Annotated in this window: 16 protein-coding genes; 5 read left to right on the top strand and 11 right to left on the bottom strand. The window is 68.0% G+C overall.

What is annotated here, in order from left to right; genetic code table 11:
- Positions 1 to 214: 214 nt before the first annotated feature.
- The 4 genes from DA69_RS01830 to DA69_RS01815 form a co-directional block, all read right to left on the bottom strand.
- Complete coding sequence (locus DA69_RS01830) at positions 215 to 1,309, bottom strand: Glu/Leu/Phe/Val family dehydrogenase (protein WP_029972372.1); 1,095 nt, start codon at positions 1,307 to 1,309, stop codon at positions 215 to 217.
- A 136-nt stretch (positions 1,310 to 1,445) separates the two neighbouring features.
- Positions 1,446 to 2,453 (bottom strand): alpha/beta fold hydrolase, encoded by a 1,008-nt coding sequence (locus DA69_RS01825; protein ID WP_025976600.1) that lies wholly within the window; start codon positions 2,451 to 2,453, stop codon positions 1,446 to 1,448.
- A 179-nt stretch (positions 2,454 to 2,632) separates the two neighbouring features.
- Positions 2,633 to 3,250 (bottom strand): uracil-DNA glycosylase family protein, encoded by a 618-nt coding sequence (locus DA69_RS01820; protein WP_025976601.1) that lies wholly within the window; start codon positions 3,248 to 3,250, stop codon positions 2,633 to 2,635.
- Entirely contained in the window at positions 3,234 to 3,554 is a 321-nt protein-coding gene (locus DA69_RS01815) for a DUF3253 domain-containing protein (RefSeq protein ID WP_025976602.1), read from the bottom strand. Before DA69_RS01815 ends, DA69_RS01820 begins: the two co-directional genes overlap by 17 nt.
- 47 nt (positions 3,555 to 3,601) lie before the next feature.
- Here DA69_RS01815 and DA69_RS01810 point away from each other — a divergent pair, with 47 nt between their 5' ends.
- Complete coding sequence (locus DA69_RS01810; RefSeq protein WP_025976603.1) at positions 3,602 to 4,036, top strand: PaaI family thioesterase; 435 nt, start codon at positions 3,602 to 3,604, stop codon at positions 4,034 to 4,036.
- Here the strand turns inward: DA69_RS01810 and DA69_RS01805 are convergent.
- The 4 genes from DA69_RS01805 to DA69_RS01790 all read right to left on the bottom strand — a co-directional run bounded on the left by DA69_RS01805 (position 4,020) and on the right by DA69_RS01790 (position 7,809).
- Positions 4,020 to 4,658 carry a YoaK family protein gene (locus DA69_RS01805; protein WP_025976604.1) on the bottom strand — a complete coding sequence of 213 codons (639 nt, stop codon included), beginning with the start codon at positions 4,656 to 4,658 and terminating at the stop codon, positions 4,020 to 4,022. The genes DA69_RS01810 and DA69_RS01805 overlap by 17 nt on opposite strands.
- A gap of 7 nt (positions 4,659 to 4,665) precedes the next feature.
- Entirely contained in the window at positions 4,666 to 5,283 is a 618-nt protein-coding gene (locus DA69_RS01800; protein ID WP_025976605.1) for a glutathione S-transferase family protein, read from the bottom strand.
- A 34-nt stretch (positions 5,284 to 5,317) separates the two neighbouring features.
- Complete coding sequence (locus DA69_RS01795) at positions 5,318 to 6,589, bottom strand: NupC/NupG family nucleoside CNT transporter (protein ID WP_064108267.1); 1,272 nt, start codon at positions 6,587 to 6,589, stop codon at positions 5,318 to 5,320.
- 341 nt (positions 6,590 to 6,930) lie between these two features.
- Entirely contained in the window at positions 6,931 to 7,809 is an 879-nt protein-coding gene (locus DA69_RS01790; RefSeq protein ID WP_025976252.1) for a branched-chain amino acid aminotransferase, read from the bottom strand.
- Between the two features lie 88 nt (positions 7,810 to 7,897).
- Here DA69_RS01790 and DA69_RS01785 point away from each other — a divergent pair, with 88 nt between their 5' ends.
- From DA69_RS01785 to DA69_RS01775, 3 genes are all read left to right on the top strand, one after another.
- On the top strand, positions 7,898 to 8,629 hold the full coding sequence (locus DA69_RS01785; protein ID WP_201105654.1) for a response regulator: 732 nt from the start codon (positions 7,898 to 7,900) through the stop codon (positions 8,627 to 8,629).
- A 10-nt stretch (positions 8,630 to 8,639) separates the two neighbouring features.
- A complete protein-coding gene (locus tag DA69_RS01780) occupies positions 8,640 to 9,998 on the top strand; it encodes an ATP-binding protein (protein WP_025976250.1) in 1,359 nt (452 codons plus the stop codon).
- Positions 9,999 to 10,086: 88 nt separating this feature from the next.
- Positions 10,087 to 10,578 (top strand): hypothetical protein, encoded by a 492-nt coding sequence (locus DA69_RS01775; protein ID WP_025976249.1) that lies wholly within the window; start codon positions 10,087 to 10,089, stop codon positions 10,576 to 10,578.
- Positions 10,579 to 10,719: 141 nt separating this feature from the next.
- Here the strand turns inward: DA69_RS01775 and DA69_RS01770 are convergent, their stop codons facing one another.
- From DA69_RS01770 to DA69_RS01760, 3 genes are all read right to left on the bottom strand, one after another.
- Positions 10,720 to 11,523 carry a pyrroline-5-carboxylate reductase family protein gene (locus tag DA69_RS01770; RefSeq protein ID WP_025976248.1) on the bottom strand — a complete coding sequence of 268 codons (804 nt, stop codon included), beginning with the start codon at positions 11,521 to 11,523 and terminating at the stop codon, positions 10,720 to 10,722.
- Positions 11,523 to 12,026 (bottom strand): YbjN domain-containing protein, encoded by a 504-nt coding sequence (locus DA69_RS01765; protein WP_025976247.1) that lies wholly within the window; start codon positions 12,024 to 12,026, stop codon positions 11,523 to 11,525. The genes DA69_RS01770 and DA69_RS01765 overlap by 1 nt, the downstream gene beginning before the upstream one ends.
- Before the next feature lie 79 nt (positions 12,027 to 12,105).
- Positions 12,106 to 12,393 carry an accessory factor UbiK family protein gene (locus DA69_RS01760; protein ID WP_025976246.1) on the bottom strand — a complete coding sequence of 96 codons (288 nt, stop codon included), beginning with the start codon at positions 12,391 to 12,393 and terminating at the stop codon, positions 12,106 to 12,108.
- A gap of 180 nt (positions 12,394 to 12,573) precedes the next feature.
- Between DA69_RS01760 and lgt the strand changes: the two genes are divergently transcribed.
- A complete protein-coding gene (gene lgt, locus DA69_RS01755) occupies positions 12,574 to 13,446 on the top strand; it encodes a prolipoprotein diacylglyceryl transferase (protein ID WP_025976245.1) in 873 nt (290 codons plus the stop codon).
- Positions 13,447 to 13,451: the final 5 nt, after the last annotated feature.

Raw genomic sequence — 13,451 nt, 5'->3', positions numbered from 1 at the left:
AACCCGCTAGGCAGAAACTGCCGCCTGGATGGTAAATGCGGCGTTAAGAGGCGTTAAAGAGCTGGAGATCTGCAGCCCCCGCTCCCGATGCGAGCGGGATAACTCGCGCGCAAAAGAAAAAGGGGCTGCGGGACCATGACGCCCCACACCCCCTTCGGCGCCCCCCGGCGCCCGCCCGCTTCCTCAAGGGAGGCAGGCTGTCTGGTCGAAAGCCTTAGACCTTCTGAGCCTCGGCCTTCTTGTCGGCGGCGGCCTTGATGCGGGCCTCGGCGATGGCGTCGGCGATCAGGTGGGTCGGCTTGTTCTCGGCGACCGAGCGCTCGAGGATTTCCTCGAAGGTCTCCATCAGGCGCGACAGCTTGCCCTCGACCCACGACGGGTCATAGGCGCCGCCGGTCTGACGCGCGTTCATTTCCGAGGCGACGTTGATGATGCCGCCGCCGTTGATGACGTAGTCGGGCGCATACAGCACCCCGCGCTTGAACAGCTCGTCGCCGATGTCGGCCGTGGCCAGCTGGTTGTTGGCGGCGCCGCAGACGGCCTTGACCTTGAGGCGGTCCAGCGTCTGCGGGTTCAGCGTGGCGCCCAGGGCGCACGGTGCGTAGATGTCGGCGGCGACGTCATAGATAGCGTCCGGGGCGACGATCTCAGCGCCGGTCTTGGCGGCGACGGCTTCCAGGTTGGCCTGGTTGACGTCGGTGATGATCAGCTTGGCGCCGGCCTTGTGCAGCTTCTCGGCCAGATAGGCCCCGACGTGGCCCACGCCCTGGATGGCGACGGTCAGGCCGGTCATGTCGTTCTGGTTGAACAGGCGCCGCGCGACGACCAGGTTCGAGCGGAACACGCCCTCGGCGGTGACCGGGCTGGGGTCGCCCGAGGCTTCCGGGCCGTCCTTCAGGCCCAGGACGAATTCAGTGACCTTGCGGGCTTCGGCGATGTCCTCGACCGAGGTGCCGACGTCTTCGGCGGCGTAGTAGTGGCCGCCCAGGCCGTTCAGATAGCGGCCGAAGGCGTGGAACAGCTCAGGCGTCTTCTGGGTGCGGCTGTCGCCGATGATGACCGACTTGCCGCCGCCCATCTCCAGATCGGCCACGGCGTTCTTGTAGCTCATGCCCTTGGAAAGGCGCAGCACGTCTTCCAGCGCTTCGGCCGACGAGGCGTAGTTCCACATGCGGGTGCCGCCGACAGCCGGGCCGCGCGCGGTGGAGTGCACCGCAACAATAGCCTTCAGGCCGGTTTTCTCGTCGTAGAAGGCGTGGACGCCTTCATGGTTTGCGAAAGAAGGAGATTCAAACAGCGTCTTGCCCATGACAGGCCTTTCCTGGGGTATTTTTTGTGCGCATGGACATACGCGCCCCCTGACCAAACGGCAAGCATCACCGTGATCGTCGGATCAGTTCTGGCTACGATGCGGCTTAGGGTCTGATTTTCCGCATATTTTTCGTTCAGCGCGCCCTGGGATCGGCCCGCAGCGCCGGGAGGACCGGCGGCGCCCCGGACGGCAGCGGCTGAGCCGGGTCCCGCAGCCAGGCCTCGATGTCCGCGAACGCGACCTCGGCCTGAAGGTCCCGGTTCAGGATGTGCCAGCCGTCCGCATAGTAGGCCGTCGTCAGGTTGGGCCGCTCGCCCGCCTGCTCCAGAGCGCGGCGCATCGGCCGCGGGGTGATGATCTGGTCGTGGGCGCCGTACAACAGCAGCGTCGGCTTCTCGACGCGGCCGAGACGCAGAGTCGCCGTCTCCATCAGATCGACCAGGCCATAAAGAGAATCAAACCGCGTCGACAGGATCGACAGGGGATCGCGGCCGTTGCGGATCAGCTCCAGCGTATTGTCCGAAGCGCGGATGTCGCGCACGGCGAACGATGGCGGCTCGACTCGCTTGGCCCCCATCAGGCGGGCGGCGGCCCAGAGCCCCGCGCGGTTGAAGGCGCTCTGGCTGGACCAGCCCCAGACGCCCGGCGCCAGCAGGACCACGCGGTCGGCGTCGGGCGGCGCGTCGGAGCCGAAGGCGGCGATGGTCGAGGAGCCGCCCATGCTCTCGCCGGCCACCACGATCAAGGCGCCCGGCCGTTCGGCCCGGACCAGGGCGACGATGGTGCGCAGGTCGGCGCTGGTCAGGCTCTCAGCCGCGAACTCGCCCCGTCCGGGCGCCAGGCCGAAGCCGCGCTGGTCATAGGCCCAGGTCTCGATGCCCCGCTGCGCCCACCACGGGCCGGCGAGGCGAAAGGAGGCGTAGTGGTCGTTGAACCCGTGCAGGGCGATGACGACGGCCCACGGCGCCTGATCTTCGGGGCTCCAGCGCAGATAGGGCAGCCGCGCCCCGTCCTGCACCACGAAGGCGCCGCGCCCCAGGGCGCCTTCCTCGACGCGAGGGCCGGTGAAGCCTGCGGGCGGCGTCAGGGGCGGCTGGGCGTAGGGGGTGGCGCAGGCGGATAGGGCGAGGGAGAGAAGCACGGCGGCGATCCATCGTCCTTCTCCCCTCGGGGGAGAAGGCGGCTTGCGAAGCGAGACGGATGAGGGGGCTGTCGGCTGCACCCGGACCATCAACCGTCTGAAGCGCCGATAGAGCCCCCTCATCCGAGCGCCTCCGGCGCCCACCTTCTCCCCCGAGGGGAGAAGGAAAGACCGATGTGTCACGCCAATATCTCCGCTGTCCGCTGGCGAAGGTAGGGCAGAACCTCCGCCTCGAACCAGGGGTTCTTCTTCAGCCAGGCCGTATTGCGCCAGGACGGGTGCGGCAGGGGCAGGATACCGGGCGCATAATCGCGCCAGGCGCGCACGGTCTCGGTCATATTGGCCTTGGCGCGGTCGCCCAGCGCCCAGACCTGCGCATAGCCGCCGACCAGCAGGGTCAGCTCGACCTTGGGCAGTTCAGCCAGAAGGCGCGGCCGCCACAACTCGGCGCAGCGGCGCGGCGGCGGATAGTCGCCGCCTTTCGGATCCGTGCCGGGAAAGCAGAAGGCCTGGGCGGCGACCCCGAGGCGCGCGTCGCCGTAGAAGGTCGTCTCGTCCACGCCCATCCAGTCGCGCAGGCGAACGCCCGACGGGTCGGTGAACGGCAGGCCGCTCTCGTGCACCCGTCGCCCCGGCGCCTGCCCGCAGATCAGCAGCCGGGTTTCCGGCGTGACCATGACCACCGGCCGCGGCGTATGCGGCAACTGGCCCAGACACGCCCGGCAGGCGCGGATTTCGGCCAGGACCTCGTCCAGGCCGGATTCCGGGCCGTTTTCCGGATCAGTCGAAGTCGTCATCCGAGGATTCGACCGGCGGCAAGGCCGCAAGGGCGGCGGCCGTCTCGGCCTCGGTCGGCAGGCGCAGACGGATCACGCCGCGGAAGTTGTTGGGATCGACGACCTTGCCCTTCTTGGTGATGGTCAGCTTGCCCTGACGCATCAGGCCCAGCGCCGTGGCCTTCACCTTGGGCAGCATCCGCTGCCACTGCTCGGGCTGCAGTTCCTTGGCCACATCGGCCGGTTCAATGCTCTTGCCGCCGACGTTTTTCGGATCGGCCTTGGCCAGTTTTTCAAAAATGGCTGCTTCGATTGGATCGCTCATAGGCGCTATATGCTGCACCGCGAGATCGGAAAGAAGGCAAAACCGACATGGCCGAGATAATCACCGTCACCGAAGGCGAGTTCGCCGGCTGGAAGACCTATAATCTGCGCGACACCTTCGACGTGGTCGTCGGCCCCTTCTATGGCAAGCCTGACCCCGACGGCCACATGCGCTGCGCCTTCCGCGCCGAGCAGAAGCATATGAACGCGGGCGGGCGGATGCACGGCGGTTGCCTGATGACCTTCGCCGACATCGCCATGTTCCAGATCGCCTATCAGGAGATGGAAGGCGCCTCGGGCGTGACGGTGCAGCTGGATTCCACCTTTATCGACGGCGCCTATGTCGGCGAACTGATCGAGGCCACGGGCCAGGTGACCAAGGCGGGCAAGAGCCTGATCTTCGTGCGCGGCCAGATCGTCACCGGCGAACGACTGCTGATGACCTTCTCGGGCGTGATCCGGAAGTTCACGCCGCGCGAATGAACCGCACGCCCAGCGCCAGCCCCATCGCGACGGCCGCCGCCGGCCACAGGGCGTCCAGTCCCAGGCGGCCATAGACCACGGCGCCCAGCAGCGCGCCGCCTGCCAGGCCCGCCCACAGCGCCATATAAGGCCGGAACGCCCACGGATCGCCGCCTCGCACCGCCGCCGCCAGGGCGTGGCCGGTCTTGACGAGCGTTCCCGTCATATAGGTCAGGCTGACCCCGACCTCGCCGTCGCGCAGGAAGACGGAATTCTCCACGGCCATCGCCATGACCATCAGGCCGATAGCCACGGGCGCGATGCCCGCCCCCGCCGCCACGGCGGCGCCGGCCAGCAGGAAGGCCTCGACCGCCAGCACCCGGCTGCGCGAGCGCGCGCCCTCGCCGCCCGCGACCAGGGCGCCGAGCATGGCGCCCAGCACGAACAGCGCCAGCACACCGGCCACCGCCCCCGCCGCCTGCCAGCGCCCCTCAGCCAGGCTGACGGCCAGCCGGGTGCTGTTGCCGCTCATGAAGGAGACGAACACCCCGCCCAGATGCAGGAAGCCCAGACTATCCACATAGCCCGCCAGGGCGGCCAGCAGCAGGGCCAGCCAGCGGTCCGGCGCGGTCAGGCTGCGCAAGGTCGGATCACATCCCCGCCGAGGCCGCCGGACGGGCCCGGCACGTCGCCAGCCATCGCGCCAAATGCGTCAACTCCTGGGGCGGGCGGTATTTGACCAGACGGGCGAAATCCAGACCCACGACCCCGACGATGTCGGCGATGGTGAAGCGGTCGGCGGCGATGAACTCATGATCCGCCAGATGCCGGTCCAGGGTCTTCATGAAGCGCTCGGCGCCCAGGCGGTTGTATTCGGCGACCTGGGGCTGGGGCGCCTCAAGCGCGGCCAGGGCCGGATGAGTGAAACGCACGTTCAGCATCATCGGATTGGCCAGATACATCTCGCACCGACGCATCCACATCTCGATGATCGCCTGCTCCTTCGGATCGCGGCCGAACAGGTTCGGCTCGGGGTGCAGCGCCTCCAGATAGCGGCAGATGGCGATGGATTCGGTCAGGCAGGTCCCGTCGTCCAGCTCCAGCGCCGGAACGTGCGGCACGCCGAACTTGGCCCGATAGGCAGGGGTGCGGTGCTCGCCCGCCAGAAGCTCGATCTCGACCCGTTCGACATCGGTCACGCCCTTCTCGGCCATGACCCAGCGGACGCGGCGCGGATTGGGCGCGCGGCGGCTTTCATAGAGCTTCATCAGAGGGTCCCTTCGGCTGCCCTCGGCGACGCTACTAGGCGAAGACGGCGGCGGGCAAGGCCCCGACGATGCAGGCGGTCATCAGGGTCGCCAGGAAGCCGGCGAACAGCGCCTTCCACACCAGGCCCAGCACCTCCTCGCGGCGTTCGGGCATCAGCACCGACAGGCCGGTGACGGTAATCCCGACCGAGCCGATGTTGGCGAACCCGCACAGCGCATAGGTCATCAGCATCCGGGTGCGCTCGCTCATCTCGGCGGCGGGCACCTTGCCCAGTTCGATGAAGGCGACGAACTCGGTCAGGGTCAGCTTGACCCCTAGCAGCCAGCCCGCCTTCTGGGCGTCGGCCCACTCCACGCCGGTCAGCCAGGCCACCGGAGCGAACAGCCAGCCCAGGATGCGCTCGACCGTCAGCGGGTCTCCGGCGATGACGAAGCCGCCCAGGATGATGTTGGCCAGCGCCACCAGGGCCACGAAGACGATCAGCACGGCCGAGATGTTCAGCACCACCATCAGGCCGTCGGACGTGCCCTTGACGATGGCGTCGACGGAGCTGTCGTACTTCAGCGCCGAGTTGTAGTCGGCCACCGCCCCGCCCTCGCCCGGCTTTTCAGGGATGATGACGCGGGCCAGCAGGATGCCTGCAGGCGCCGAGACGATGGAGGCCACCAGGACATGGCCCGCCGCATTGGTCAGCACCGGCGACAGGATGGTCGCATAGGCCACCATGGTCGAACCGGCGACGGTGGCCAGACCCACCACCATCATCAGGAAGACTTCCGAACGGGTCAGCTTGTCCAGATAGGCGCGGATGACGATGGGGCTCTCGATCATCCCCAGAAAGACGTTGGCCGCCACCGCCAGCGCCGAGGCCCCGCCCAGACCCATGGTCCGCTGGAACAGGAAGCCGAAGCCCAGGGTGATCCACTTCAGGATCTTCCAGTGCCACAGCAGAGCCGACAGGGCCGAGATCACCAGGATCAGCGGCAGCACCTTGAAGGCGAAGGTGAACAGGGCGCCCTCGTTGGCCACGGCGTAGGGCTGCTCCCCGCCCGCCAGGAAGCCGAAGATGAAGCGCGTCCCTTCTTCAGTCGCCGCCTCAAGGCCGCTGACGGCGTTGTTGATGCCGTCCAGCACCACCTGCGAGCCGGGGATGGCGAAGGTCGCCAGCACCAGAGCGGCCTGAACCAGCACCGCCCCGATCGCCAACCGCCACGGAAAGGCGCGGCGGTTCTCGGAAATCGCCCAGCAGACGACGACGATGACGAACAGCCCGACCAGGCTCTGGAGGTTCAGAAGGCTGAACATGAAACAAGCGGCTCCGCGACCGGCGCTATCGGAGCCGGCTTCTCAATTGCGCATCAACGCCAGCGGGCGGCCGCTGGCAAGGGGAATAGGGAAAACTGCGCGACTCTTCCCTCTCCCGATGGGAGAGGGCTTGAGCCTCCAAGAGCGAAGCGATTGGAACAGGCGAAAGGGTGAGGGTTCGCGGCTGAAGTCGGCGGAAAGCCGTCGCGTTACGGCTGACGCCGACTGAAACCCTAGCCCCTCACCCTTTGGCTGCTACGCGCCGCCCTTCGGGTCGCGCCAGAACGATCGCTGCGCTCTCGTGCGCTCAAGCCCTCTCCCGCCGGGAGAGGAACCACTGATTACAACTGCCCGCGCACCAGCTTGCCGTAGTCGTCCATCAGGCTCAGCGACAGTTCGCCGGGCGTGAAGCGATGGTCCCCGACCTGGCCCACCGGCGTCACCTCGGCGGCCGAGCCGGTCAGGAAACATTCGGAAAAATCGCCCAGCTCTTCCGGCAGAATGTCGCGCACGACGACTTCGACGCCGCGCGCCTTGGCCATCTCGATCACCGTCTGGCGGGTGATGCCGTCCAGGATGTGGTCGACGCGCGGGGTGTGCAGGACGCCGTCCCTGACGAAGAAGACGTTGGCGCCGGTCGCCTCGGCCACATAGCCGCGCCAGTCCAGCATCAGGGCGTCGTTGAAGCCGCGCTTCTCGGCCGCCGTCTTGGACATGGTGCAGATCATGTACAGGCCCGCCGCCTTGGCCGTAGACGGCGCCGTGGCGGGGTCGGGGCGGCGCCACTTGGCCCACTCCAGGGCGATGCCCTTCTTCTTGACCTCAGGGTCGAAATAGCTGGGCCATTCCCAGGCGGCGATGGCCAGGTGGACCTTGCTGTTCAGCGACGAGACGCTGAGCTGTTCGGCGCCCAGATAGGCGACAGGCCGGATATAGCAGTCGGTCAGGCCGTTGCGGGCGCAGGTTTCCTTGCAGGCGGCGTCGATCTCGGCCACGCTATAGGGAATCTCGAAGTCGAGCAGTTCGGCGGAGCGCTTCAGGCGCTGGCTGTGGGCTGTGAGCTTGAAGATTTCACCGCCATACATACGCTCACCCTCGAACACCGACGAGCCGTAGTGAAGGCCATGGGTCAGGACGTGCGTTTTCGCTTCCCGCCAGGGGACGAAGTCGCCGTCAAACCAGATCCAGCCGTCACGATCGTCGAAAGGAACGAAGGCCATTGAAGTACGTCTCCTGCGCAACGATCTCGGTTAGACGCCTGCCGCAACCCAGCGTCAACGGCGCCTCGCAGGGAGAATGGCGATGAGCATGGTCGAGCCGCGCGCCAACGGCCGTTCCGGTCCCGTCGCCCCGGCCGGCAGCGGACGGCACATCCTGGTCGTCGACGACGACGACCGCATCCGCGAACTGCTCAAGGAATTCCTGAGCCGCGAGGGCTATCGCGTCACCGGCGCCGCCCACGCAGGCGCCGCACGCCGCATGGTTGAACTGATCGAGTTCGACCTGATCGTGCTGGACGTGATGATGCCGGGCGAGAGCGGCTTCGACCTGACGACCTGGATCCGCAGTCAGGCCGCCCTGTCCAAGACGCCGGTGCTGCTGCTGACGGCCAAGGGCGACCCGGACGACCGGATCGAGGGCCTGTCGCGCGGGGCGGACGACTATATGTCCAAGCCCTTTGATCCGCGCGAACTGGCGCTGCGGATCGAGGCCATCCTGCGCCGCACCGGCGGCAAGCTGATGACGCCCAAGGAGATCCACATGGGCCCCGCCGTCTTCGACATGGAGCGGCTGGAGCTGACGCGCGACGGCGCCCTGCAGCGCCTGACCGAAGCCGAGGCGCAACTGCTCAAGACCCTGGCCATCCACGCCCATTCGCCGGTGGAGCGCATGACCCTGTCGCCCGACACCGCCGATGTGACGGGGCGCGCTGTCGACGTGCAGGTCACGCGCCTGCGCCGCAAGCTGGAGGCGGACCCCAAGAACCCGCGCTACCTGCAGACCGTGCGCGGCATCGGCTATATGCTGGCCCCGGACTGAGGCGACGCCGATGCGGCTGATGCCGTTCAACGTCTGGACGCGCTGGATCAAGCGCCGGGTGCCGACCTCCCTGTGGGGCCGCTCTCTGCTGATCATCGTCCTGCCTGTCCTGATCATGCAGGCGGCGGTGACCTGGGCCTTCTTCGACGCCCACTGGCAGGCGGTGACGGCGCGCCTGTCCGAAGGCCTGGCGGGCGACGTGGCCTGGGCCGCCGAGAGCTATCGCGACGACCCATCGGCCCGCAATCTGGCTCTGATCTCGGAGCGCGCCGAGCGGTCGATGCAGTTGTCCATCGCCTTCCAGCCCGAAGCCTCCCTGCCCGCCGAAGAGCGGCGCGGCGCCCTGGGACTGGTCGACCGCACGCTGGAGAAGGCGCTGGCCTCGCGGCTGGACCAGCCCTTCTGGTTCGACACCACCCGCTACCCCGCCTACGTCGACATCCGCGTGCAGGAGGCGGACGGCGTCCTGCGCGTCATCGCCCCGCGCGAGCGGGCCGTGGCGACGCAGGCCCACATCTTCGTCCTGTGGCTGATGATCGCCACGGTGCTGCTGCTGGCCGTGGCGGTGCTGTTCATCCGCAATCAGGTGCGCGCCATCGAGCGTCTGGCCCATGCGGCCGAGGCTTTCGGCCGGGGCGAAAGCGTGCCGCGTTTCAAGCCGCATGGCGCGCGCGAGGTGCGGGCCGCCGCCAGCGCCTTCCTGGACATGCGCTCGCGCATCCAGCGCCACATCGACCAGCGCACGGCCCTGCTGGCCTCGGTCAGCCACGACCTGCGCACGCCCCTGACCCGTCTGCGCCTCGAACTGGCCCTGGCGCCGCCCTTCAAGCGCGCCGAGGCGATGAAGGGCGATCTGGACGAGATGGAGCATATGATCGACGAATACCTGGCCTTCGCGCGCGGCGAGGCCGGGGAAGCCGCCCAGACCATCTCCGTGCCTGAAATGCTGCGCCGCGCCGCCGAGGACGCCCGCCGCGCCGGGGCCGCCGCCCAGGTCGAGACGCCCGACGATCTGAACATGCTGGCCCGACCGCTGGCCTTCCGCCGGGCGATCAACAACCTGGTCGGCAACGCCGCCTCGCATGGCGAGCATGTGCGGCTGTCGGCGCGTCCCCTGCCCTCCGGCGGGCTGGAGATCACCGTCGAGGACGACGGCCCCGGCATCCCCGAAGACATGCACGAAGAAGCCTTCCGCCCCTTCTCGCGGCTGGACGCCTCGCGCAACCAGAACCGCAAGGGCGTGGGTCTGGGCCTGGCGGTGGCGCGCGACGTGGCGCGCAGCCACGGCGGCGACATCACCCTGGGCCGCAGCGAACTGGGCGGCCTGAAGGCTGCGATCCGACTGCCGGCGGATCGTCGCGCCCCTTAGATCCTTGCCGGGCGCCCCTAGCGGAACCGTAAAATCATCGCCATCTTGTCCAGTGTTCCAGGGGGGCCTGGAATTCAGGAGCCTGACTATGCGTTCTATTGCTTTTCTTGCACCGATCGCCGCCGTTCTCGCCCTCTCCGGCGCGGCTGCGGCTCAACCTTCAGCCGTCGTCGTGACGGTCAGCCCCGATTTCGCCAAGACCGCTGCGGAACTGGGCGAGCGCGATGTTCAACAGCAGGTCAGCGACCTGACCCGCACGGTCGAGCGCGTGCTGACGGAACGCCACGCCCTGGACGGCGCCCGGCTTGAACTTGTCATCACCGACCTGAAGCCCAACCGTCCGACCATGCAGCAGCTGTCCGACAAGCCGGGTCTGGACGCCATGCGCAGCCTGTCGATTGGCGGCGCCGCGGTCGAAGGCACGGTGACGACGGCTTCCGGCGAGGTTCAGCCGGTCAAGTTCAACTACTACACCCCGACCCTGGCCGACGCGCGCGGTTCTACGACCTGGAGCGACGCCCAGCGCGCCTATGACCGCCTGGCCCGCAACCTGGCCGACGGGCGTTTCGTCACGCGGTGAGGCGGCTCTTTCCTCCACATGCAATGGGGAGGGGGACCACGTAGTGGTGGAGGGGCTTACGCCAGCGGAACCAAGCGGCCCCTCCGTCTCGTCGGCTGCGCCGCCGATCCACCTCCCCATTTCATGGGGAGGAAAAACGGATTAGCCGCTGAGTTCAGTGGACTTGGCGACCGCCGCCTTCACGGCGCTTTCGACCGATCGGTCCAGGGCGCCGTTTTCATTGAGGGCGATCAGGCCGGCTTCGGTCACGCCGCCTGGCGAGGCCACGCGGTCGATCAGGGCGTTCAGCGCCTCGTCGCCCTCCGCGCCCGCCGCGGCTGAACGCAGGGTGGCGCGCGCCAGACGGGCGGCGGCCGCGGGCGACAGGCCCTCGGCCTCTCCCGCCTCGGCCAGAGCCCGCGTGAAGGCGAAGAAATAGGCGGGGCCGCAGCCGGACACCGCCGTCGCCGCGTGCATCAGCGCCTCGTCGTCCAGCAGGACGGTTTCCGCGATCGGCTCGAACAGGGTCTGTCCGACCTTCAAGGCATCCGCATCAGACGACCACAGCGTCGCCACGCCCCGCGCCTGCGCCACGCCGGTCGTCGGCATGACGCGCACGACCGGGCGGCCGTGATAACCCTCAGAGATCGTCTCGCCGCGCACCCCGGCCATGACCGAGACGATCACGGCGTCTGAGGCCAGATGCGGCAGCACCGCCTGCGCGGCTTCCAGCCATTTGGCGGGCTTGACGCCGATGACGAAGGCGCGGGCGTCCGCCAGCGCTTCCAGCGGCGGATTGATCCGCGCGCCCTTCGCCCGCGCCGCCTCGGCGACCGGCTTTTCCGACGGCGTCAGAATGATCAGATCGGCCGGGTCCACGGCGCCCGTCGCCAGCCAGCCTTCCAGAATGGCCGAGCCCAGGCGCCCCACGCCTTGCAGCACGACCGGACGTCCGGAACCGCTCATCAGGCGTTGCCCACCGTCTCGAACAGGCAGGCGTCGATCGCCTCCTGCGGCTTCTTGGAGCCGCGCACCATGAAGTCGAAGGCCGGATAGTAACGATCCGCCGCCTCGACCGCCGCGTCGATCATGGACGCGGCCTGGGCAAGGGTCGGCCGTTCGGTGTGCGGCAGGGCCAGGGCGTGGCGGAAGACGATCTCGCCCTCGTCCGGCCAGATCTCGAAATGGCCCAGCCAGGTGCGCTGGTTGATCATGGAGACCAGCTCATAGGCCGCGGCGCGGCGCGTCTTCACCACCCGCAGGTCCAGCGCCAGGCACAGTTGCAGGCAGTCGCCCTCGGGCCGCCAGGCGAACCACAGCTCATAATCCTTCCAGTCGCCGGCCAGGGCGAAGGCCAGATCGCCCTCGTCCGTGCGGTCGAACGGCAGGTTCTCCGCCGTCAGGACGTGTTCGACCACATCCAGCGGATCAAAGGGCAGGTCGACCTCTTCGGGTCTCACAGCATCCATCAGGCGTTCAACTTCTTCAGCAGCGACAGCGACTCAAAGGGTCGCTTTCGAGGACGGTAGGCGTGTTCGCAGATTCGGCTCAACCGGCTGAATCCGGGGGCGAGGCGGCGTCTGTGGACGATCCCGCGCCGGCCTTCGCCGGAGCCGATGCAGCCGCCTTCAGCGCGGCGATCTCCGCCCGCACGACGGCGATTTCGTCCTTCAGCACGTCGAACTCGTCGCGACGCACCAGGTCCATTTCAGCGACGAAGCGGTCGGCCTGGGCGCGCCAGGCGGCCTTGGCCTCTTCGCCCGCAGCCTGGGCCAGGCCCATGGCGCCGGTGGTCAGCTTGGCGAACTCATCAAGGAGGGGATTGCGCGTCTGCATGGCGGCCTCTTGAGAACTCCCGGGCCTGCCGGCCCGATGATGGTTAACGGTGCATTGATTTGGGTAAACCAAACCTTACCCGCCAACGGCCTATAGACTGCTTCGCGGGAAAAGCGCGCGACGAATGCAGTCCCGCTTGCTAGACCATGGGCGACCCCTGAAAGCGCAGACGGAGGCCCCGTGCCCTTTCCCGAATTCGACCCTGTCCTGATCCATCTCGGCCCCCTGCCCATCCGCTGGTACGCCCTGGCCTATGTGGCCGGCATCGTGCTGGGATGGTGGTACGCCTCGCGTCTGGCCAAGACCGAGCGGCTGTGGGCGCCCGGCAAGCCGCCGGTGACGGGACCGCAACTGGACGACCTGGTGCTGTGGATCACCCTGGGCGTCATTCTCGGCGGCCGCTTGGGCTATGCGCTCTTCTACAAGCCGGCGATGTTCGCCCAACTGTTCACCGGCGACAGCTGGGGCGAGCGGCTGGAGCTGCTGCAGCTGTGGACCGGAGGCATGAGCTTCCACGGCGGCTTCCTGGGCGTGGTCGTCGCCCTCGCCCTGTACGCCCGTCGCCAGAAGGTGAACCCGCTCAGCCTGGGCGACCTGATCGCCCCGGTCGCGCCGCTGGGTCTGTTCTTCGGCCGCATCGCCAACTTCATCAACGGCGAGCTGTGGGGCCGCGAGACGACCGTCCCCTGGGCCATCCGCTTCTGCAATGAGCGCATCCAGCAGATGTACGGCTTCTGCCCCGCCGGCAACGAACCGCGCCACCCCAGCCAGTTGTATGAAGCGGGGCTTGAGGGCCTGCTGCTGTTCGTCATCCTGTCGCTGGCGATCTGGAAGTGGCGGATGCTGAAACGTCCGGGCTTCGTCACCGGCCTGTTCCTGCTGGGCTACGGCGTCTGCCGCGCCGCGCTGGAGAACGTGCGCCAGCCCGACGCCGGGCTGGAGAACCTGCCGCTGGGCCTGACCATGGGCATGATCCTGTCGATCCCGATGATGCTGGTCGGCGCCTGGCTGATCTGGCGGGCGCTGAAGAAGCCGCAAGTCGCGGAGGCGTAAGACCA

Origin of the sequence: Brevundimonas naejangsanensis (assembly GCF_000635915.2) — a bacterium.
In the GTDB taxonomy this organism is placed as follows: Bacteria; Pseudomonadota; Alphaproteobacteria; order Caulobacterales; family Caulobacteraceae; genus Brevundimonas; species Brevundimonas sanguinis.
Note: the sequence above shows the minus strand (reverse complement) of the source record. Positions and strands in the feature narration are given on the sequence as shown.